Annotated in this window: 13 protein-coding genes; 1 reads left to right on the top strand and 12 read right to left on the bottom strand. The window is 41.7% G+C overall.

The annotated features are described in order from the left end of the window. Positions 1–16: 16 nt before the first annotated feature. The 4 genes from buk to MKZ26_RS01840 form a co-directional block, all read right to left on the bottom strand. Positions 17–1,117, bottom strand: coding sequence for a butyrate kinase (gene buk, locus MKZ26_RS01855; RefSeq protein WP_445683394.1), 1,101 nt, complete (start codon positions 1,115–1,117; stop codon positions 17–19). A 170-nt stretch (positions 1,118–1,287) separates the two neighbouring features. Then, positions 1,288–2,382 carry a Leu/Phe/Val dehydrogenase gene (locus MKZ26_RS01850; protein WP_067209859.1) on the bottom strand — a complete coding sequence of 365 codons (1,095 nt, stop codon included), beginning with the start codon at positions 2,380–2,382 and terminating at the stop codon, positions 1,288–1,290. 212 nt (positions 2,383–2,594) lie between these two features. Continuing rightward, positions 2,595–3,500 (bottom strand): phosphate butyryltransferase, encoded by a 906-nt coding sequence (gene yqiS, locus MKZ26_RS01845; RefSeq protein ID WP_340764032.1) that lies wholly within the window; start codon positions 3,498–3,500, stop codon positions 2,595–2,597. Between the two features lie 28 nt (positions 3,501–3,528). Next, complete coding sequence (locus tag MKZ26_RS01840; RefSeq protein WP_340764031.1) at positions 3,529–5,571, bottom strand: sigma 54-interacting transcriptional regulator; 2,043 nt, start codon at positions 5,569–5,571, stop codon at positions 3,529–3,531. A gap of 127 nt (positions 5,572–5,698) precedes the next feature. Between MKZ26_RS01840 and MKZ26_RS01835 the strand changes: the two genes are divergently transcribed. Beyond that, on the top strand, positions 5,699–5,935 hold the full coding sequence (locus MKZ26_RS01835; RefSeq protein ID WP_067209866.1) for a DUF2627 domain-containing protein: 237 nt from the start codon (positions 5,699–5,701) through the stop codon (positions 5,933–5,935). 89 nt (positions 5,936–6,024) lie between these two features. Here MKZ26_RS01835 and MKZ26_RS01830 read toward each other — a convergent pair whose 3' ends face one another. The 8 genes from MKZ26_RS01830 to dxs all read right to left on the bottom strand — a co-directional run bounded on the left by MKZ26_RS01830 (position 6,025) and on the right by dxs (position 16,692). Further along, positions 6,025–6,732 carry a glycerophosphodiester phosphodiesterase gene (locus tag MKZ26_RS01830; RefSeq protein WP_187044993.1) on the bottom strand — a complete coding sequence of 236 codons (708 nt, stop codon included), beginning with the start codon at positions 6,730–6,732 and terminating at the stop codon, positions 6,025–6,027. Continuing rightward, on the bottom strand, positions 6,725–8,287 hold the full coding sequence (locus MKZ26_RS01825) for a DUF342 domain-containing protein (RefSeq protein WP_340764030.1): 1,563 nt from the start codon (positions 8,285–8,287) through the stop codon (positions 6,725–6,727). Before MKZ26_RS01825 ends, MKZ26_RS01830 begins: the two co-directional genes overlap by 8 nt. Positions 8,288–9,540: 1,253 nt before the next feature. Continuing rightward, on the bottom strand, positions 9,541–10,332 hold the full coding sequence (spo0A, locus tag MKZ26_RS01820) for a sporulation transcription factor Spo0A (RefSeq protein WP_067209873.1): 792 nt from the start codon (positions 10,330–10,332) through the stop codon (positions 9,541–9,543). Positions 10,333–10,585: 253 nt separating this feature from the next. Beyond that, on the bottom strand, positions 10,586–11,554 hold the full coding sequence (locus MKZ26_RS01815) for a SpoIVB peptidase S55 domain-containing protein (protein WP_067209875.1): 969 nt from the start codon (positions 11,552–11,554) through the stop codon (positions 10,586–10,588). Positions 11,555–11,718: 164 nt separating this feature from the next. Further along, positions 11,719–13,416, bottom strand: a complete 1,698-nt coding sequence (gene recN, locus MKZ26_RS01810; protein WP_340764029.1) for a DNA repair protein RecN — start codon at positions 13,414–13,416, stop codon at positions 11,719–11,721. Between the two features lie 15 nt (positions 13,417–13,431). Beyond that, positions 13,432–13,881 carry a transcriptional regulator AhrC/ArgR gene (gene ahrC / locus MKZ26_RS01805; RefSeq protein WP_067209880.1) on the bottom strand — a complete coding sequence of 150 codons (450 nt, stop codon included), beginning with the start codon at positions 13,879–13,881 and terminating at the stop codon, positions 13,432–13,434. Between the two features lie 91 nt (positions 13,882–13,972). Further along, positions 13,973–14,794 (bottom strand): TlyA family RNA methyltransferase, encoded by an 822-nt coding sequence (locus MKZ26_RS01800; RefSeq protein ID WP_067209882.1) that lies wholly within the window; start codon positions 14,792–14,794, stop codon positions 13,973–13,975. After that, the gene (gene dxs, locus MKZ26_RS01795) at positions 14,791–16,692 is read right to left on the bottom strand and encodes a 1-deoxy-D-xylulose-5-phosphate synthase (RefSeq protein ID WP_067213960.1); all 1,902 of its coding nucleotides are present in this window, start codon (positions 16,690–16,692) and stop codon (positions 14,791–14,793) included. Before dxs ends, MKZ26_RS01800 begins: the two co-directional genes overlap by 4 nt. Positions 16,693–16,702: the final 10 nt, after the last annotated feature.

Raw genomic sequence — 16,702 nt, 5'->3', positions numbered from 1 at the left:
CCCTCACAACGACCCGTCAAGACGGGTAGATTTTAGCTAATTCTTCACCAGTTAGAACGCGAAGTGCACCTTCTGCAAGTGCTTGTAGTTCATCTTCTCCAGCATACACAACTATATCCGCTATCCAGTCGATTCTGGATGTAATATCCTTCACAAATCCTTTGCCGTAAGCAAGGCCACCTGTAAGGATAATCGCATCCACTTGGCCGTGAAGGACAGCAGCCGCACTACCAATTTCCTTAGCAACTTGGTAGGCCATTGCCTCGTAAACTAGTTTTGCTTTTTCATCACCATCTTCAATTCGTTGTTCAACGCGAACAGCATCGTTCGTTCCGAGATAGCCAACGAGACCACCTTGACCAACAAGTTTTTTCATTACTTCGTGACGGAAGTACTCTCCAGAAAAACATAGTTCAATGAGATCACCCGCAGGTACGGTTCCCGCACGTTCAGGGCTGAATGGTCCATCTCCGTGAAGTCCATTGTTTACATCAATTACTTTGCCGAATTCATGTACACCGACAGTTATACCCCCGCCCATATGGGTGATAATCAACCGGAGGGTGTCGTATTTTTTACCGACTTGTTTTGCGTAGCGTCTTGCAACCGCTTTTTGGTTCAGCGCATGGAATATGGATTTTCGATTAATGGCCGAAAATCCAGAAATTCGCGCGATTGGTGCAAGTTCATCGACGACGACGGGATCGACGATGAAAGCGGGAAGGTTTAGGCTGGTTGCGATTTCATGCGCAATTATGCCCCCGAGGTTCGATGCATGTTGACCTGAATAACCTGTTTTCAAGTCTTGAATCATCGCTTCGTTAACAGGGTAAGTACCACCTTCGATCGGACGGAGAAGCCCGCCCCGACCGCAAATGGCAGCTAGTGTAGTGATGTTAATGCCTTCTTTTTCAAGTGACTCAAGGATTGCCTTTTTACGAAAACTGTATTGATCGATGATGGAAGGGTACTGTGCAATTTCTTCTGAACTATGCCTCAACGTACTTTCCATCAGTTGACTTTCGCCTTCAAAGACACCTATTTTTGTTGATGTAGATCCTGGGTTAATAACTAGGATCCTATGGTGATTCTCATGCACAATAGGTCCTCCTTCCATATCAATGCAGCCTCTTCTTTTCTTTGTCTAGCTACAGCGATCAGACGCTCGGGTCATAAACTATCTGGGAGGGATTGCATTGCATCCCTCCTGTGCACGACAAAGAACGTCGTTTCGCCGGTCTAGCTTATGCCTGTCGCGTCTAAACAGGTCGCTTTCGCTTTTCTTTATTAGCGTCTTGAAAGTACGCTTTTTTCGTTTTGTAGGAATGTGCTTCTTGTATTGGCAACACGTGCAATACGCTCTTCCGCCATACGGTCAGCTGCAACATACGTTGGAATATTATCACGTTTAGAGATTGCGAAAATTTTCCCGATTACGTCATAGATTCCTTCTACGCGTTTAAGTGCACGTTCACGGTTATAGCCATCAAGCTCATCCGCAACGTTGATAACGCCGCCCGAGTTGATAACGTAGTCAGGTGCGTAAACAATACCCATTTCATGGATTAAATCGCCGTGACGCGTTTCTTTCAATTGATTGTTAGCAGATCCTGCAATAACTTTTGCTTTCAATTGTGGAATCGTCTCATCGTTTATGATTGCACCTAGTGCACATGGTGCGAAGATATCTGCTTCTTGAGAGTAAATTTCATTGATGCCGACCGCTGTTGCGCCGAATGCATCAACTGCACGCTGAACTGCTTCTTCGTTGATATCCGTGATGATTAGTTTTGCACCTTCTTCGTGCAAATACTCACAAAGTGCATAAGCAACGTTTCCGACACCTTGTACCGCTACTGTTTTGCCCGCTAGCGAGTCGTCTCCAAATGCTTCTTTTGCTGCTGCCTTCATACCGTAATAAATACCATAAGCAGTAACTGGCGAAGGATTACCAGATGAACCCGCTCCAGCAGAAGTACCTGTAACATAATCTGTTTCAAGATTAATTAAATCCATATCCGCTTCAGTTGTTCCCACATCTTCCGCAGTGATATAACGACCGTTCAAACCTTCAATATAACGACCGAAAGCACGGAACATTTCATCGTTTTTATCTGTTTTTGGATTTCCTATAATAACTGTTTTTCCGCCACCAAGATTCAATCCAGCAGCTGCGTTTTTGTAAGTCATACCGCGCGCAAGGCGAAGTGCGTCTTCAATTGCTTCTTCTTCACTTGCATACGTCCACATACGTGTTCCACCAAGCGCTGGGCCGAGTGTTGTATCATGAATAGCGATGATCGCTTTTAGTCCTGAAGCTTTATCCTGACAAATAACAAGTTGTTCATAATCCTGATGTTCCATATATTTGAAAATTTCCATTGTAAATTCCTCCTAAGGGTATCGTTCATTTTTATTTTTAAGAAACTAAAAATCTCGTACTGTGGATAATTTATTCAATAGAGTGTTCACGTCTAGACTCCAGCGCCTAGTGACTCGGGTCATAAGTTGGTCAAGCTGTGCGGCAAAGAACGCCGCTTCGCCAGCCCACATTATGCCTGTCGCCTCTGAACAGGCGCTTACACTTTTGTTTTTTACTTTATCGAAAGAATTGCTAGTGCTAGTGAGTACAGTTTACTTTCGGCACTGTCCGCCCTTGATGTAAGGACAATTGGTGCTTTGGCGCCTTGGATAATCGCACCGACTTTCGCGTTGGCGAAGTACATAAGTGATTTGTAGAGAATATTGCCTGCTTCTATATTCGGAACGACAAGAATATCGGCTTTACCAGCTGTTTCCCCAGTAATTCCTTTTAGCGCAGCGGCTTTCTCTGATACTGCATTATCAAGGGCAAGTGGACCGTCAACAATGCAACCAGTGATTTGACCGCGTCGATTCATTACTACTAGCGACGCGGCATCTGTCGTTGGTGTCATTGCCGGATTCACCGTTTCGACAGCAGCCAAGGGAGCGACGATTGGTTCAAGCACACCACACGCATGCGCAGTAGCAACTGCATTACGAATGATTTGTGCTTTTGCTTCTAGGTCAGGTGCGATGTTCATTGCCGCGTCCGTTACGAAAAGTAACCGGTCATAACCGGCAACTTCGAACGCTGCGACATGCGACAGTATTTTCCCTGTGCGTAAACCATAGTCGCCATTCAACACTGCCTTAAGGATGGTAGATGTTGCTAAGTTCCCTTTCATCAGGACATGTGCTCGTCCACTTGAAACCGCTTTCACTGAGAGTGCAGCTGCGTGGCTATCATCTTCAGCATGATGGATACTAATTTTTTCATTATCTAGTAACCATGGGAAATGTGTTTGAATCATCTCGCTGATACGCCTTTCATCAGCGAAAAGCATGAATGAAGCAATGCCTTTTTCACTAGCAATACTTACCGCTTCAAGCACTTCTCGATCTGCTGCAGATGCGACAGCAACAACCGGACCTTTCTTCGATGCGGCCTGACTGATGAGTGAGTCGAGTGTAACCATTGTCTCTCCTCCTTTGACTACATGGCGATTAAATGAGGCTGAATTTCTCAAGTTTATAATAAAGTGATCGCAGTGAAATACCAAGCCTATTGGCAGTTAATGATTTGTTACCATTATTTTCACGGAGAGCCGTTTCAAGAATGGTTTTTTCGTATTCATCCATAATCGAAGTAAGTGTGCTTTTTTCAGGAAGAATCTGTTCCTCTTCCGTGTTTTCCCTAGATGATAGGGATTTAACCACATCTATCAATTCGATTACGGCATCTCCCGACTCCATATAAATCATGGCGCGGCTAAGTACATTTTCAAGTTCACGTACATTTCCTGGCCAGTCATATTGCTTAAGACGCTCTTGCGCTTCATCGGTAATCTTCTCAATATTCATCCCGAACTCCTGATTTAACCTTACTAGTAGGTGCCCAATAATGGATGGAATATCTTTTTTCCGAGATCGAAGCGGCGCAATTTGGATTGAGAGTCGGTTTAACACATAATAAAGTTCTTCAATAAACGTTCCTTCATGCATCGCCTTTTCTAAGTTTTTCGTAGACGCTGCAATGACACGAACGGACAAATGAACGGGATAGATCCCCCCATTTTTGAAGATTGTTCCGCTTTTTAAATAGTTAAGCAGCCTCGCCTGAACCACAAGCGGCAAGTCAGCCACTTCGTCAAGGAATAACGTTCCCTGTGCAGACTCTTGAAAGAGGCCTTGCGTGCTACCATTCCCACTTTGAGAAACCTCAGATTCTTGTCCGAATAGCTCCGCTTCCAATTTAGATGAATGCATTGCCGAACAATTCACACGGATAAACTTATTAAACCGTCGTTCGGAGCCACTATGAATGGCATGCGCAAACAATTCTTTCCCAGTTCCCGCTTCTCCTCGAAGAAGGACTGGAATGTCAGATTTGGCAGCTAACTTGGCCTGCTCGATTGAAATTTCAATATCAGACGAACCGCCGAAGATATCATCGAATGTATAGGTTGATTCAAGTTTCCTAATAATTGTCCGTGCCTGGTCAAGTTCTTTCATCAAGTTGCGCATTTCAGTGATGTCATGAATGACACCAACGCTACCCTTCACTTGGTGATCGACAATGATTGGTGCAACATTGACAATTACTTCCCTGTTATTTTCACCTATACGCATATTGACGCCACGAACTGGCTTTCTCGACTTAAGTACTCTCATATGAATACTTTCACCTTCGTTGATGTCCGCATTCGCGGGCTTACCTATTATTTCATCTTCAGTAAGGCCCGTAATCCGTGTATAGGCTGGATTGACAAGGATACCATTCCCCTTATCATCAACGACTGAGATGGCATCGTCACTCGAATGTATGATTGCTTCCAGCATTGTCTTCACTTTTTTCAAATCTGTGATTTCCTCCGCTAGCGCAACTACTTCCGTAATATCTTTAAACACCGCGAATGCACCGACTTTTTTCCCGGCGGAATCAAAGAGTGGATAACGAGAAGTAACTATTTTCAAGCCATTTCCAAGAATCTGTTCCTCATTCAATTCCGCCACGCCTGAATCGAATACCCTTGGAAGCTCTGTCGTCGGAATTACATCCGTAATCATCCGACCAAAAGCCTCTTCAATTGGGAAACCAATCATCTTAGAGGCACTTTTATTGAAGAAATCAACAGTTCCTTCTTCGTCGATTCCAACCATGCCCTCTTCAATTGAATCAAAGATCATTCGCTGCTTATGCATTTCTATATGAATGCGCTTAATGTATGTATCGTTCTCCTCAAGCAGCCTTACAAGGAGATTTGCGACGGAACCAGGTATAAGTACGGTATGGGCAGGCCTCGCTTTTAATAGCTCAGCGAATACAGACTTGTCACCGGTCACATCGAAAATAATATGCAAATCGTCGGTCAGGTAACTTGTCCAATCCATCCCATATGCGATGCCCTGTTTTTTTGCACGTATTATTCCCGGTGCATGTTCATCAGTATCAATGATTGCGTTTACATTCATGAATTCTAAATTTTGGAGAAGGTCCAGTATTATCGATCCGCCTGTCCCCGCCCCGACAATGAGAACGTTTTGCAAGGATGTTCATTCTCCTTTTTTGAACCATGCAATCTTTTGCAATTACAATTTCATCATACATGAAAGCGCTGTTCTTGACAATCAAATTAGAGTAGGTAAAATTAGATTCGGTAAGGAGTTGTCGTATATGGCACGTCTAGCAGCATTTATGGTCTTGCTAATCCCCGGACTTTTTGCGGCCGGCGGTATAAAATTAATGCGAGATTCGATATTTGGCGTATTATTTAACCCATTTCCGTTCATTTGGCTTCAATTCGTTGTAGGCTTATTATTGTTCGCGGGAGGTCTATGGTTTTTCGCGGGCTTTTTATTACGTCGCGATCGACGAAAAGGACGCGTGCAAGAACGGTTTAAACAAAAGTAACAGTGTATATCGTAACTAAGAGCAATCGTCTACAATCTATTTGAGCGAATTGCAAAAGGACCAAGACTGAACAGTCTTGGTCCTTTTGCTTATTTATTGAATCGATTTGGATAATCCGTTATCCAGCCATCTATATAAGGAGGCGGATTAAGAGTGATTGGTTCTGTTCCAGTCATTCCATAAACCCGAATCTTTTTCCCGGTTTGAAGGAGATTGGTCAAAAAGGGCTCTTTCAACAACCGTTTGTGAAAATGGAATCCATCTGCGCATGAATACTGTTTAAGATTAGTCCAATCTACGCTTTTCTTTCCAATAAGAAAGGCTGTTTCCATTCGTTCGCTTTCCTCTTTGACCACTTCAAGCAAGCGATAATCAAATGAGGAAATATGAACATTGCCCATCACAGATACAATATCAACAATCATTTTGATCAATTCAGGGCGATCCGAAACCGTTTCTTTCAATTCAACATTAAGTGCTAAATCATGCATTTCGCAAAATGACACCGCTTCTATCAATGTCGGAATGCTATGACCACAGAATAAACGTCTGTATCTTCTTCCAACTCGAATTCTCATGAGTTCTGTACTTGTCATGGATGAAATCATTTTCCGAATGCCAGCAAGCCTAGATAATCCTGGATCGTGGATGACAAACGGCACTCCATCTTCTGTCAATTGGACATCTAGCTCGATGCCGCCTGCACCTTGATCGACAGCCTTCTCAAATGCTTTCATTGTATTTTCAAAGCAGATGCCAGAAGCGCCTCGATGTGCAAAAACTGTAGGATTAGACATTTAGGACGCCATCTACGATTTCAAAAATGCCTTTTGCACCTGCATGAAGCGTAGACGATTTCAATCCAATTTGAATGATTGTACCTGGATAAGCTTCTCTTGTCACTTCAATTTGAGCGGGAACTGCTTGCTTAATTTTACGCAACCCAAGTTGAATTTCTTTATCTAGTTCAACTATGGCATCTCTATTCGATTCAATCGTTTCCAACATTTTTTCAAAGGCTTCTGCCTGTGGTCCCTTCAGAAGACTTCCACTATTCCTAAATGGGAGAGCGTGTTGCTCAAGCTTTTCGATGATTCCTTGGCGTTCTTTCAAACTTTTAGCCATTTCTTGAATTTCCATATACATTACTTCCTTGTCAATCCCTTTTGCACTAAGGATTGTCTTCCGTTCATGACTGTTACCCGCAAATGCACATTCAATTTTATAAAGTGCCTCAATTTTCCCACCAATAATTTTACCTTTGTTTTTATCAATAAATACAGATTCTGCGATAACTTCTGCGCCGAGTAAATATAAACCGACATGTACTTCTTTTCCATACAGTTTGCAATTGTTCGCGTGTTTAACAAAAATATTGCCTCGCGCTTCGACAATCGTCAATCCACCGCCGAAAATCCCACCTTTTATGTAGATGTCTCCCTCAGATGACTGTATCTCCTTCGCATTTATGATACCTTCATTACCTTCTACAGAAATATCTCCAGTCGCATTTACTGAAAATCCTGCAATGACTGTTCCTAATACAACAACTGATCCGTCAAATTTAATCGAGCCAGTTTCAGGTCCTACATCCCCGCTGACAATTAACTGCTTCCCTACACTAATGATACCGTCAATGCTTTCCAAAGCCCCACCGTGTGACGCCCTCAGAACTACTTTGTCCGTTTCTTGTTCATCAGTCACTGATTTCCTGTCAAAGTAAAGTTTCACATCATCCCCTCGCCGTGCAGGAAGATCGTTACCTAAAACATCCTTACCATCAATGCCCTCTTGTGCCTGTGTTTTCTCGCCAAGCCAATCACCTTGGTTGATAGGCGTAACGAAATTCATTTCAAAATAATCAGCAGAACCGTCTTCACGGATCATCGGTCTTCTTTCAGGTATTTCTATATATGATACGACTGCATCTTTACCTTTTTGTGGCTTTCTCCCTACAGCTGCGGTAATCGATTCACCCGGTTTAAACGGCTCATCTTGCAAATTTGTTCTGCCGTAAATCACTCCGGCATCATCAAGCACTTTATCAGCCTGATTTAGGATTGATTGTCTATTTTCTTCAAATTCCTTGGTTGACACGTTTATGTAAAGTTGAGCAATCATTTTATCAGCAGCAATAGCTATTTCTATAGTTGGAATCCAATTGCCTATTATATGTTCTGCCTCTAGTTCAGTAAGCGCTTTCCTTAATATTGGGAATGAACTGATTTTTAATCGTGGATGTTCACGCGTAATTGAATCGAATGATTTAAGTGGAAAACCATTCTTCTTAGTGCGCAAGATCACTTTTTCCTCTTGTACTAAAAGATCGAAAAACTCATTTTGAACTAACACTGCCGCTTCATCCTTTCCCTCTTATCCATTATATAACATCCTCACCCTATTTGTCAGATTAATTAATCTCTAGTTAAAAAAAGCCTACCACACGAAAATAGATTCGGAGAGTAGGCGTAGCTATTACCATAACTAGGTGTTTTTCAATCAGCTAGCCATATACTCAAGTTGGATTTGATAGGCTTTCTCATGCTCTCACTGACAACGATATATTAATTTATGAATGCAAGTGCATCTTCATTTTCAACCTTAGTTTATCACTCGATTAAGCAAATAGGAACCCACCTATGGGAATATTTCTCATGAGTTGTTATATCTTTTCCTAGGGCTTTTCTCTGCTTATAATTTAGTACCAAAGTAAATAGGTTTTTTTCAATATTTTCTTTTCAGTCCTTATAAAAACAGAGATTCAATTCTTATTTTTAAACATTTAGTTAGCCCAAATGTACTTATATTATGAGTTTCATTTTTTCTATCACTTTCGTTAAAGTAGAAATTGAGGTCAATGTGTCAATTTCTACTTTTTCTAAGGAATGGTTTGCCCCTAGAATTAGCTCAATGTAAAGTGTGGTTTTCTTTTTTTATTTGTTCAACTTGCTCTAAGTTATAATGAGGGTCTTTGTCACAAATAACTAGCAAGCCTTGGTGATTACTTCTTAATATATCTTTATATAATATTTTTGTAATCTACGACATCACTATATCTGATTATTCTATTAAGCTGCCTTATAATTGAACTGTTATATCCTCAATATTTATATGTCCCTATACAAAGGACCTGTTACTTTGTCCAAGTTCCAGTACGCCAGAATACGTTGTTTTTTGCCAATCTCTTACACTTGGAACACAAACCTCTTTGCGACTGCTTCCACTAATTCGCGAAAAATCATCTTGGTTACGAAGTTTTCGCCTTTTACTCGATCATTTACCTTTTCCTCCCTTTAAGAATCCTGGAGCCAGGTGACTCGATGTCACGGCAGTTCAGGATACCTATCAACCACAAGTATCTAAAATCGATTAAAGTCGTCAGAACAGCGTCGTAATGCCTGTAAACGTAAAAATCGACCTGTCCGCATTTACGCCGATAGGTCAATTTTCGATTCCGCAGAAATATGTGCTACACTACGGGCACGTACGGTTCGGTAATTTGTTGCAAAGATTACGTAAATTTCATAGGAATGATGACCGGTTTAATAATAATAAAAGTGCCAATTCACTGTTTCAACTAACATAAAACGCTTTCATAGCAACGATTAGCTCGCCATATGCTCAAGACGAATTTTATCTGCGATCATCGCGATGAATTCTGAATTCGTGGGTTTGCTTTTCAAATGGTGCACAGTGTAGCCAAACATTTTGGAAATGACATCGTAATTTCCACGGTTCCATGCGACTTCGATTGCGTGGCGAATTGCACGCTCTACACGGGATGCTGTCGTATTGTATTTTTTTGCGATCTCCGGATAAAGTACTTTCGTCACTGAACCAAGCAAATCGACGTCCGTATAAACCATTTGAATCGCTTCACGAATGAACGCATAGCCTTTAATATGAGCGGGTACCCCAATCTCTTTAATAATTGCTGTAATTGTAGTATCTAGCACTTTTTGGCTTACTGTTCCTGGCGCATACTCTCCGCTAGCTTGAGCTATGGGAACTATTGGTTTTCTTGTTCCTGCTACTTGGAATATCTGGTTTGCAAGTCGGTCGAATTCAAACGGTTTAAGCATGAAATAGGAAGCCCCTAGACTCGCTGCTTGTGTCATAACATCTTCCTGCCCAAATGCCGTCAACATAATTATATGCACATCGGCAGTTTGTGCATTTCCACTCAACGTTTCCAAAACCGCAATTCCATCAAGATGTGGCATGATGATATCAAGTAATAAGACATCTGGTTTTTTTTCTTCCAACATCGACAGACATACTTTTCCGTTATGCGCCGTCCAAATGACTTCGATTTCAGGATGTCTTTCAAAATATGTCATCATAGTCCTCACTAGTTCCTTGTTATCGTCAGCAATCGCGACTTTCAGTTTATCCATTCCCATTTCCCCCTTGTACGTTTATGACGACTTCTTTCCCTAAACATTAGCAACATTCTCTTAACTACACAAGGGAAATTTCGACGAATAGTGGAGTAACCCTCTTTTATTTAGCAAAAATGAAACTTCTGACATATGGTTTCCCTAAACTTCGACTAATTCTATTCTTTTCTCAACGTTTGTCGAATCGTTCTCGCTAAGCTTAACACGACAGGACAAAAGGGCCAACTCATTATGCGAGTTGGCCCTTTTATTAATTTTCCCCGCTACGCATTTTCTCCAAAAATAGGGCTGCACCTTTTTTAGGATCATCGACAAACATATGCGTTACCGCGCCTGCAAATTGCCCGTTTTGGATAACGGGACTTCCACTCATCCCTTGCAAAATTCCTCCGGTTGCTTTGAGCAATTCGGGATCTGTTAAAACGAAATGGAACTGGTCTTGTTCTACTTCTATAATTCGAATTGAAAAGGATTCAACTTTTGTCCCTTTAATCGTTGTGTAAATTTCAGCAGCGCCTTCTTTTACTTCTGCTGGCTGCATAATCGTTAAAGGTTCGGTTAACACTTCCTTATAGTCACTGTTCCACGACCCGAAGATGCCATAAAGACCGTTTATTCGAATCGTCCCTAAAAAATCATCATCATCGACAATCGTTGAAATTTTATAACCTGGAATTCCGGGCACGCTTTTTTTAATTTGATCGATTTCTGAAAGATAAATCGCTCCTGTTTTAAACGATGGTGGTGATTTCAGTGCACTGTCGATGATCTGATGACCGAGCGCTCCGTATGTCCCTTTGTCCGGATCGACATACGTCAAGGTACCTGTCCCTTCTGTTCGATCTTTCAGGAATGGAAGGAGACGTTTCATCGCCTCGCCATCTGCTAAGATTTGACTACTTTCCTCGTTTCTGATGACGTGCAATACGATTTCTTTTTTGTCTCGCATTGAGGATGATACTTTTTCGTACTCATGAAGGGTACTGACTGCTACATCGTCTAATTGTCCGATTAGATCACCTGCCTTCAACCAGTTATCTTTACTGATCATGACATCATTTGTGATGTAGACTCCCGACAAATCCATTTTAATACCAATCGATTGTCCCATCGGTATCAGCGTTCCATCTTTAGCAAATGCTGCATTTGTAGTGAATGGCATGACAAGTAAAAGCACAGAAAACGAAACGGCCAACTTAAACTGTCTACTCCATCCCATATTTCACCTCCCTTAATAAGATACTGTTGGTATGTCCGTTCAGGGGAATGTTATGAAAGGGTAAATAAAGCAAAAGTGGAACGTACATTAATTTCATTGCATTTCGTAACAAATGAGTAAAAAAATAAAAAAAACGTGCATAATGTAGTATGCACGTTAAGTGATTATCTAAACGATTTCTTACGTTCTGCGGCCAATTTCAACAACTCTTCCGCATGCTTTAATGTTAATGGCGTAGTTTCAGCTCCAGACAACATCCTGGACAATTCTTCAGTCCTGTCTGATTCGATGACATCATGAATTTCCGTCATCGTCCTATCACTTATTACATTTTTTTTAATGAGGTAATGGTGATCCGCCATTGCGGCGACTTGCGGTAAATGAGAAATACAAAGTACCTGAGAATTTGTTGCAATTATTGCTATTTTTTCCGCAATTGCTTGTGCAACTCTTCCGCTTACACCCGTATCCACTTCGTCAAAAATAAGTGAAGTAACTCCTTGATGTTTAGAGAATATTGTCTTTATCGCTAACATTATACGGGAAATTTCACCGCCCGACGCTACTTTTACAAGTGGTTTCAACGGTTCCCCAACGTTTGTCGAGATCAAGAAGTTCACATCGTCATATCCATTTGAATCAAAAGTACCTGCTGCTTTTCGAGTAATTTCCACTTTAAAAGAAGCTTTTCCCATATGAAGTTGCTCCAGTTGTTCCATAATTGCATTTTCTAATTGAATAGACGAATTTTGACGGATAATTGATAACTCTTCTGCTTCGATTTCAAGATCTTGGAGAAGTTGCGCAAGTTTTTCCTGCTCGGCAAAAAGACGTTCATCCCTACTTACTAAGTTTTCAAGTTCCTCTGTGATTTTATCACGATACAAAAGAATGTCTTCAATCGTTTTGCCATACTTCCTTTTCAAGGAGATGTGGAGTGCTAGGCGCTCTTCAACTACTTCGAGTCTTGCAGGATCAAATTCCATATCATCAAGTATACTTTTGAGCTCGTGTGAAGTATCTTGTAAGGCATAGAAACTTGTTGCAATTGTTTCAGCATGCAGTTTCAAGCTCTTATCGACCGACGCGGCATCCTCCATATCACTCATCGCAGAACCGACCCAGTCAAGCGCATGTGTATCTCCACTGATCGACACATATGCGGTATTCAATCGCTCAAATAAACGATTGAAGTTTTGAAGCTTTTGTTTTTCTGCTTCAAGTTGGTCCTCTTCACCAATAACGAGTCCAGCTGCATTAATCTCTTTTAGCTGGAATGAATACAAATCGATACGTTGTGCCACTTGTTGCTCATTATCGTCTGCCTTCTCAAGCTTCCGTTTCAGTTTTCGATAGCTTTCATACAGCTCGAAATAGTTTTCATAGGCATGCTCTAGTTTTTCACCCGCAAAATGATCGAGTAAATGAATATGACTTCTTTCATGCATTAATTCCTGATTTTCGTGTTGACCATGTATGTCAATCAACTGTGAACCAATTTCTCTCAAAATTGCGATCGTCACAAGCTTTCCATTGACACGGCAAACCGTTTTCCCATTTGAATTCAAATCGCGCCGCAATATAACGACGCCATCCTGTGCATCAATACCAAATTCAGCTAATTGTGCAATAATAGGATGCGATTCTTCTTCAATAGTGAAAAGCCCTTCCAGTTCGGCTTTTGTTGCTCCATGACGGATAAATTCCTGTGATCCTCTTCCACCCGCAAGTAGTTGGACAGCATCGATAATAATAGATTTTCCCGCGCCTGTTTCTCCAGTTAATACGGTTAGGCCTTCATCAAATGTTATTTCAAGGTTTTCAATGATTGCAAAGTTTTTTATGGAGATTTCACGTAACAATTGCTTTCACCTCTTTCAGAGCATCGCCAACAGTTTTTCTTTCACTACTCCTGTCAGTGATTCATCACGACAAATAATCAAACTCGTATCATCGCCACAAATCGTTCCAAGAATTTCATCCCATCCGAGATGATCCATTAAAGAACCGACAGCTTGTGCATTGCCAGGAAGCGTTTTCAAAACAATAAAATGACCTGCTGCATCAATACTGACAAAAGCATCAGTTAGCATTCGGTGAAGTTTTTGTTCTGTATTGTACTTATGTACGGGTGGCAAACTGTATTTATAGCTACCATCAGACAAAGGGACCTTAATAAGATGCATTTCTTTTATATCACGTGAAACGGTCGCTTGTGTCACGTCCACTCCCGCTGCTTTTAGGCTATCTACGAGCTGATCTTGTGTTTCTATTTCAAAATTCGAGATAATATCACGAATACGAATTTGCCTATGCCCTTTATTCATACTAATCACTCCCATACCATAATAATATCTTACTTCATACTGTACCACCCATTATTTCATCCAACAAGAATAGCACGCAAATTAATGCGTGCTATTGCAGTTCCTTGTACGCTTCTTCGACAAGATTGTCGAATGAAACATCGTCAAATGATGTCAAAGCATGATCTTCCGAAGTCAGGTGGAATAGAAACTCAATATTCCCTTCCCCACCAGTGACAGGAGAATATGAAATTCCGCGAAGACTGAAACCTTCTTGTATAGATGCATCAGCGATTTTTCTTAAAACTTCAAGATGAATGGATTTTTCCCGGACAACACCTTTTTTCCCTACTTTTCCTTTTCCAGCCTCAAATTGGGGCTTTACAAGAACCATGACGTCGCCACCGTCTGCAAGAATGCGTTTTAAAGCAGGTAGGATAAGCGTCAATGAGATGAAGGATACGTCTATTGTTGCAAATTGAGGTATGCCCTCGGTGAAAAGCTCTGGTGTAGCGTGTCTAAAGTTTGTTCTTTCCATTACAGTTACGCGCGGATCCTGACGTATTTTCCATGCCAGCTGATTGTACCCAACATCAAGCGCGTAGCAATGTGACGCGCCATTTTGAAGGGCACAATCTGTGAAACCGCCCGTTGACGACCCGATATCCAGCACAATTTTGCCGTTAACGTCAGCATCAAACTGCTCAAGCGCTTTTTCGAGCTTCAGGCCACCCCGACTGACATACTTCAGTTTCGAACCTTTGACTACAAGAGGTGCATCCGCAAAAATTTTTTCGCCTGGTTTATCGAGCCTTGTTTCAGCGGTAAAGATGATGCCCGCCATAATGGAGCGCTTTGCTTGTTCCCTTGTTTCAAAGAGACCACGCGCGACCAGGAGGACATCTACCCGCTCTTTCGGTATACGATTTGTCATACTTGTTCCCTTTCCACTGCTTGCATTTTAATAAATGATTCCATATTCTCAACTAGATGACCTGCAGTCATACCGATTTCTGCAAGTAGTTCGTCAACATTCCCATGTTCAATGAACTGATCTGGAATGCCCATCCGTCTAATTGGGGCAACGTTTTGAAGTGTATCATGTGCATATTCAAGTACAGCACTGCCGAAACCGCCAGCAAGAACCGCCTCTTCAACTGTTATAATTGGCATTCCTGTTGCAAAAATTGTATCTAACATTGCCGTATCAAGTGGCTTGATGAATCTTGCATTTATGACTTTTACATGAATCCCTTTAGCAAATAATATGTTGGCGGCTTCCAATGCCATCGGAATTGTTGTTCCAAATGTCAAGATGACGCCATCATGGCCTTCACGTAGTACTTCCCATGAGCCAATCGGGATTGGACGTAATGTTTCATCCATAGTTACCCCGAGTCCATTTCCTCTTGGATAACGCATTACTATAGGTCCTTCATCATAATCTATAGCCGTTTTCACCATATGCTGACCTTCGTTTTCATCTTTCGGCATCATAATAACCAGATTTGGCATGTGCCTTAAGAATGCAATATCGAAGACGCCCTGATGCGTTTCACCATCTGCGCCAACCAACCCAGCACGGTCAATACCGATAAAGACGTTTAGGTTTTGTCTAGAGATATCATGAAGCATCTGATCGTAAGCTCGTTGCATAAATGTCGAATAAATTGCTAAGAACGGTTTCATCCCTTGCGTCGCAAGACCTGCTGCCATCGTCGTTGCATGCTGTTCAGCAATACCGACATCAAAGAATCGATCCGGGAATTCCGCTGCAAATGATTCTAATTTCGAACCGACAGGCATTGCCGGCGTTATTGCGACGATACGTCTATCAACTCGAGCAAGCTTTTGAACCGTACCTGCAACAAGTCCACTCCATGAAGGTGCCACAGAAGAAGATTTGACGAAATCACCTGTCTCGATTTTATAAGGTCCTGTGCCATGCCATGTACCGATTTTATCGTCTTCGGCCGGGCTATATCCCTTGCCTTTTTTCGTAATTACATGAAGCAAGACAGGTCCATCCATTTTCTTGGCGTATTGAATATTGCGTTCAAGATCATTGAAATCATGCCCGTCGATTGGTCCAAGATAAGTGAAGCCAAGTTCTTCGAAAAAGACACCCGAAACGAGCAGATATTTCAAACTATCTTTCACACGCTCCGCAGCAGCAGCAAGTTTACCGCCAACCGCCGGAATTTTTTTCAATATATATTCAAGTTCATCTTTTGCACTATTATATTTACCGGCAGTTCTTAACTTTCCAAGGACTGCATGAAGCGCACCGACATTTGGAGCAATTGACATCTCATTGTCATTCAAAATGACAATCATGTTGGTTTTTGCATGACCGATATGATTAAGTGCTTCAAGTGCCATACCACCTGTTAGCGCACCGTCTCCGATGACCGGTATTACATAGTTCGAATCTCCCTTGACATCTCGTGCAGCCGCCATTCCCATAGCCGCAGAAAGAGAGGTAGAACTGTGACCTGTTTCCCAGACATCATGATCGCTTTCAATCATTTTGGGGAATCCGCATAAGCCTTTGAATTGCCTAAGCGTATCGAAATCACCAGCACGACCTGTTAAAATTTTATGGACATATGCCTGGTGGCCGACATCCCAAATGATTTTATCATCAGGACTATCAAAATGACGATGCAAAGCAATTGTCAATTCAACTACTCCAAGATTAGGCCCTATATGACCACCAGTAACTGATAACTTTCCAATAAGAAATTTCCGAATTTCTTCTGCTAATTCCACCATCTGATCCCTATTGAGTTTTTTAATAAAAGATGGATTAGTAATTTCTGTGAGTTCCATCATTATCACA

The organism is Sporosarcina sp. FSL K6-6792, assembly GCF_038004885.1.
GTDB lineage: Bacteria > Bacillota > Bacilli > Bacillales_A > Planococcaceae > Sporosarcina > Sporosarcina psychrophila.
This window is presented reverse-complemented; position numbering and strand designations above follow the sequence as displayed.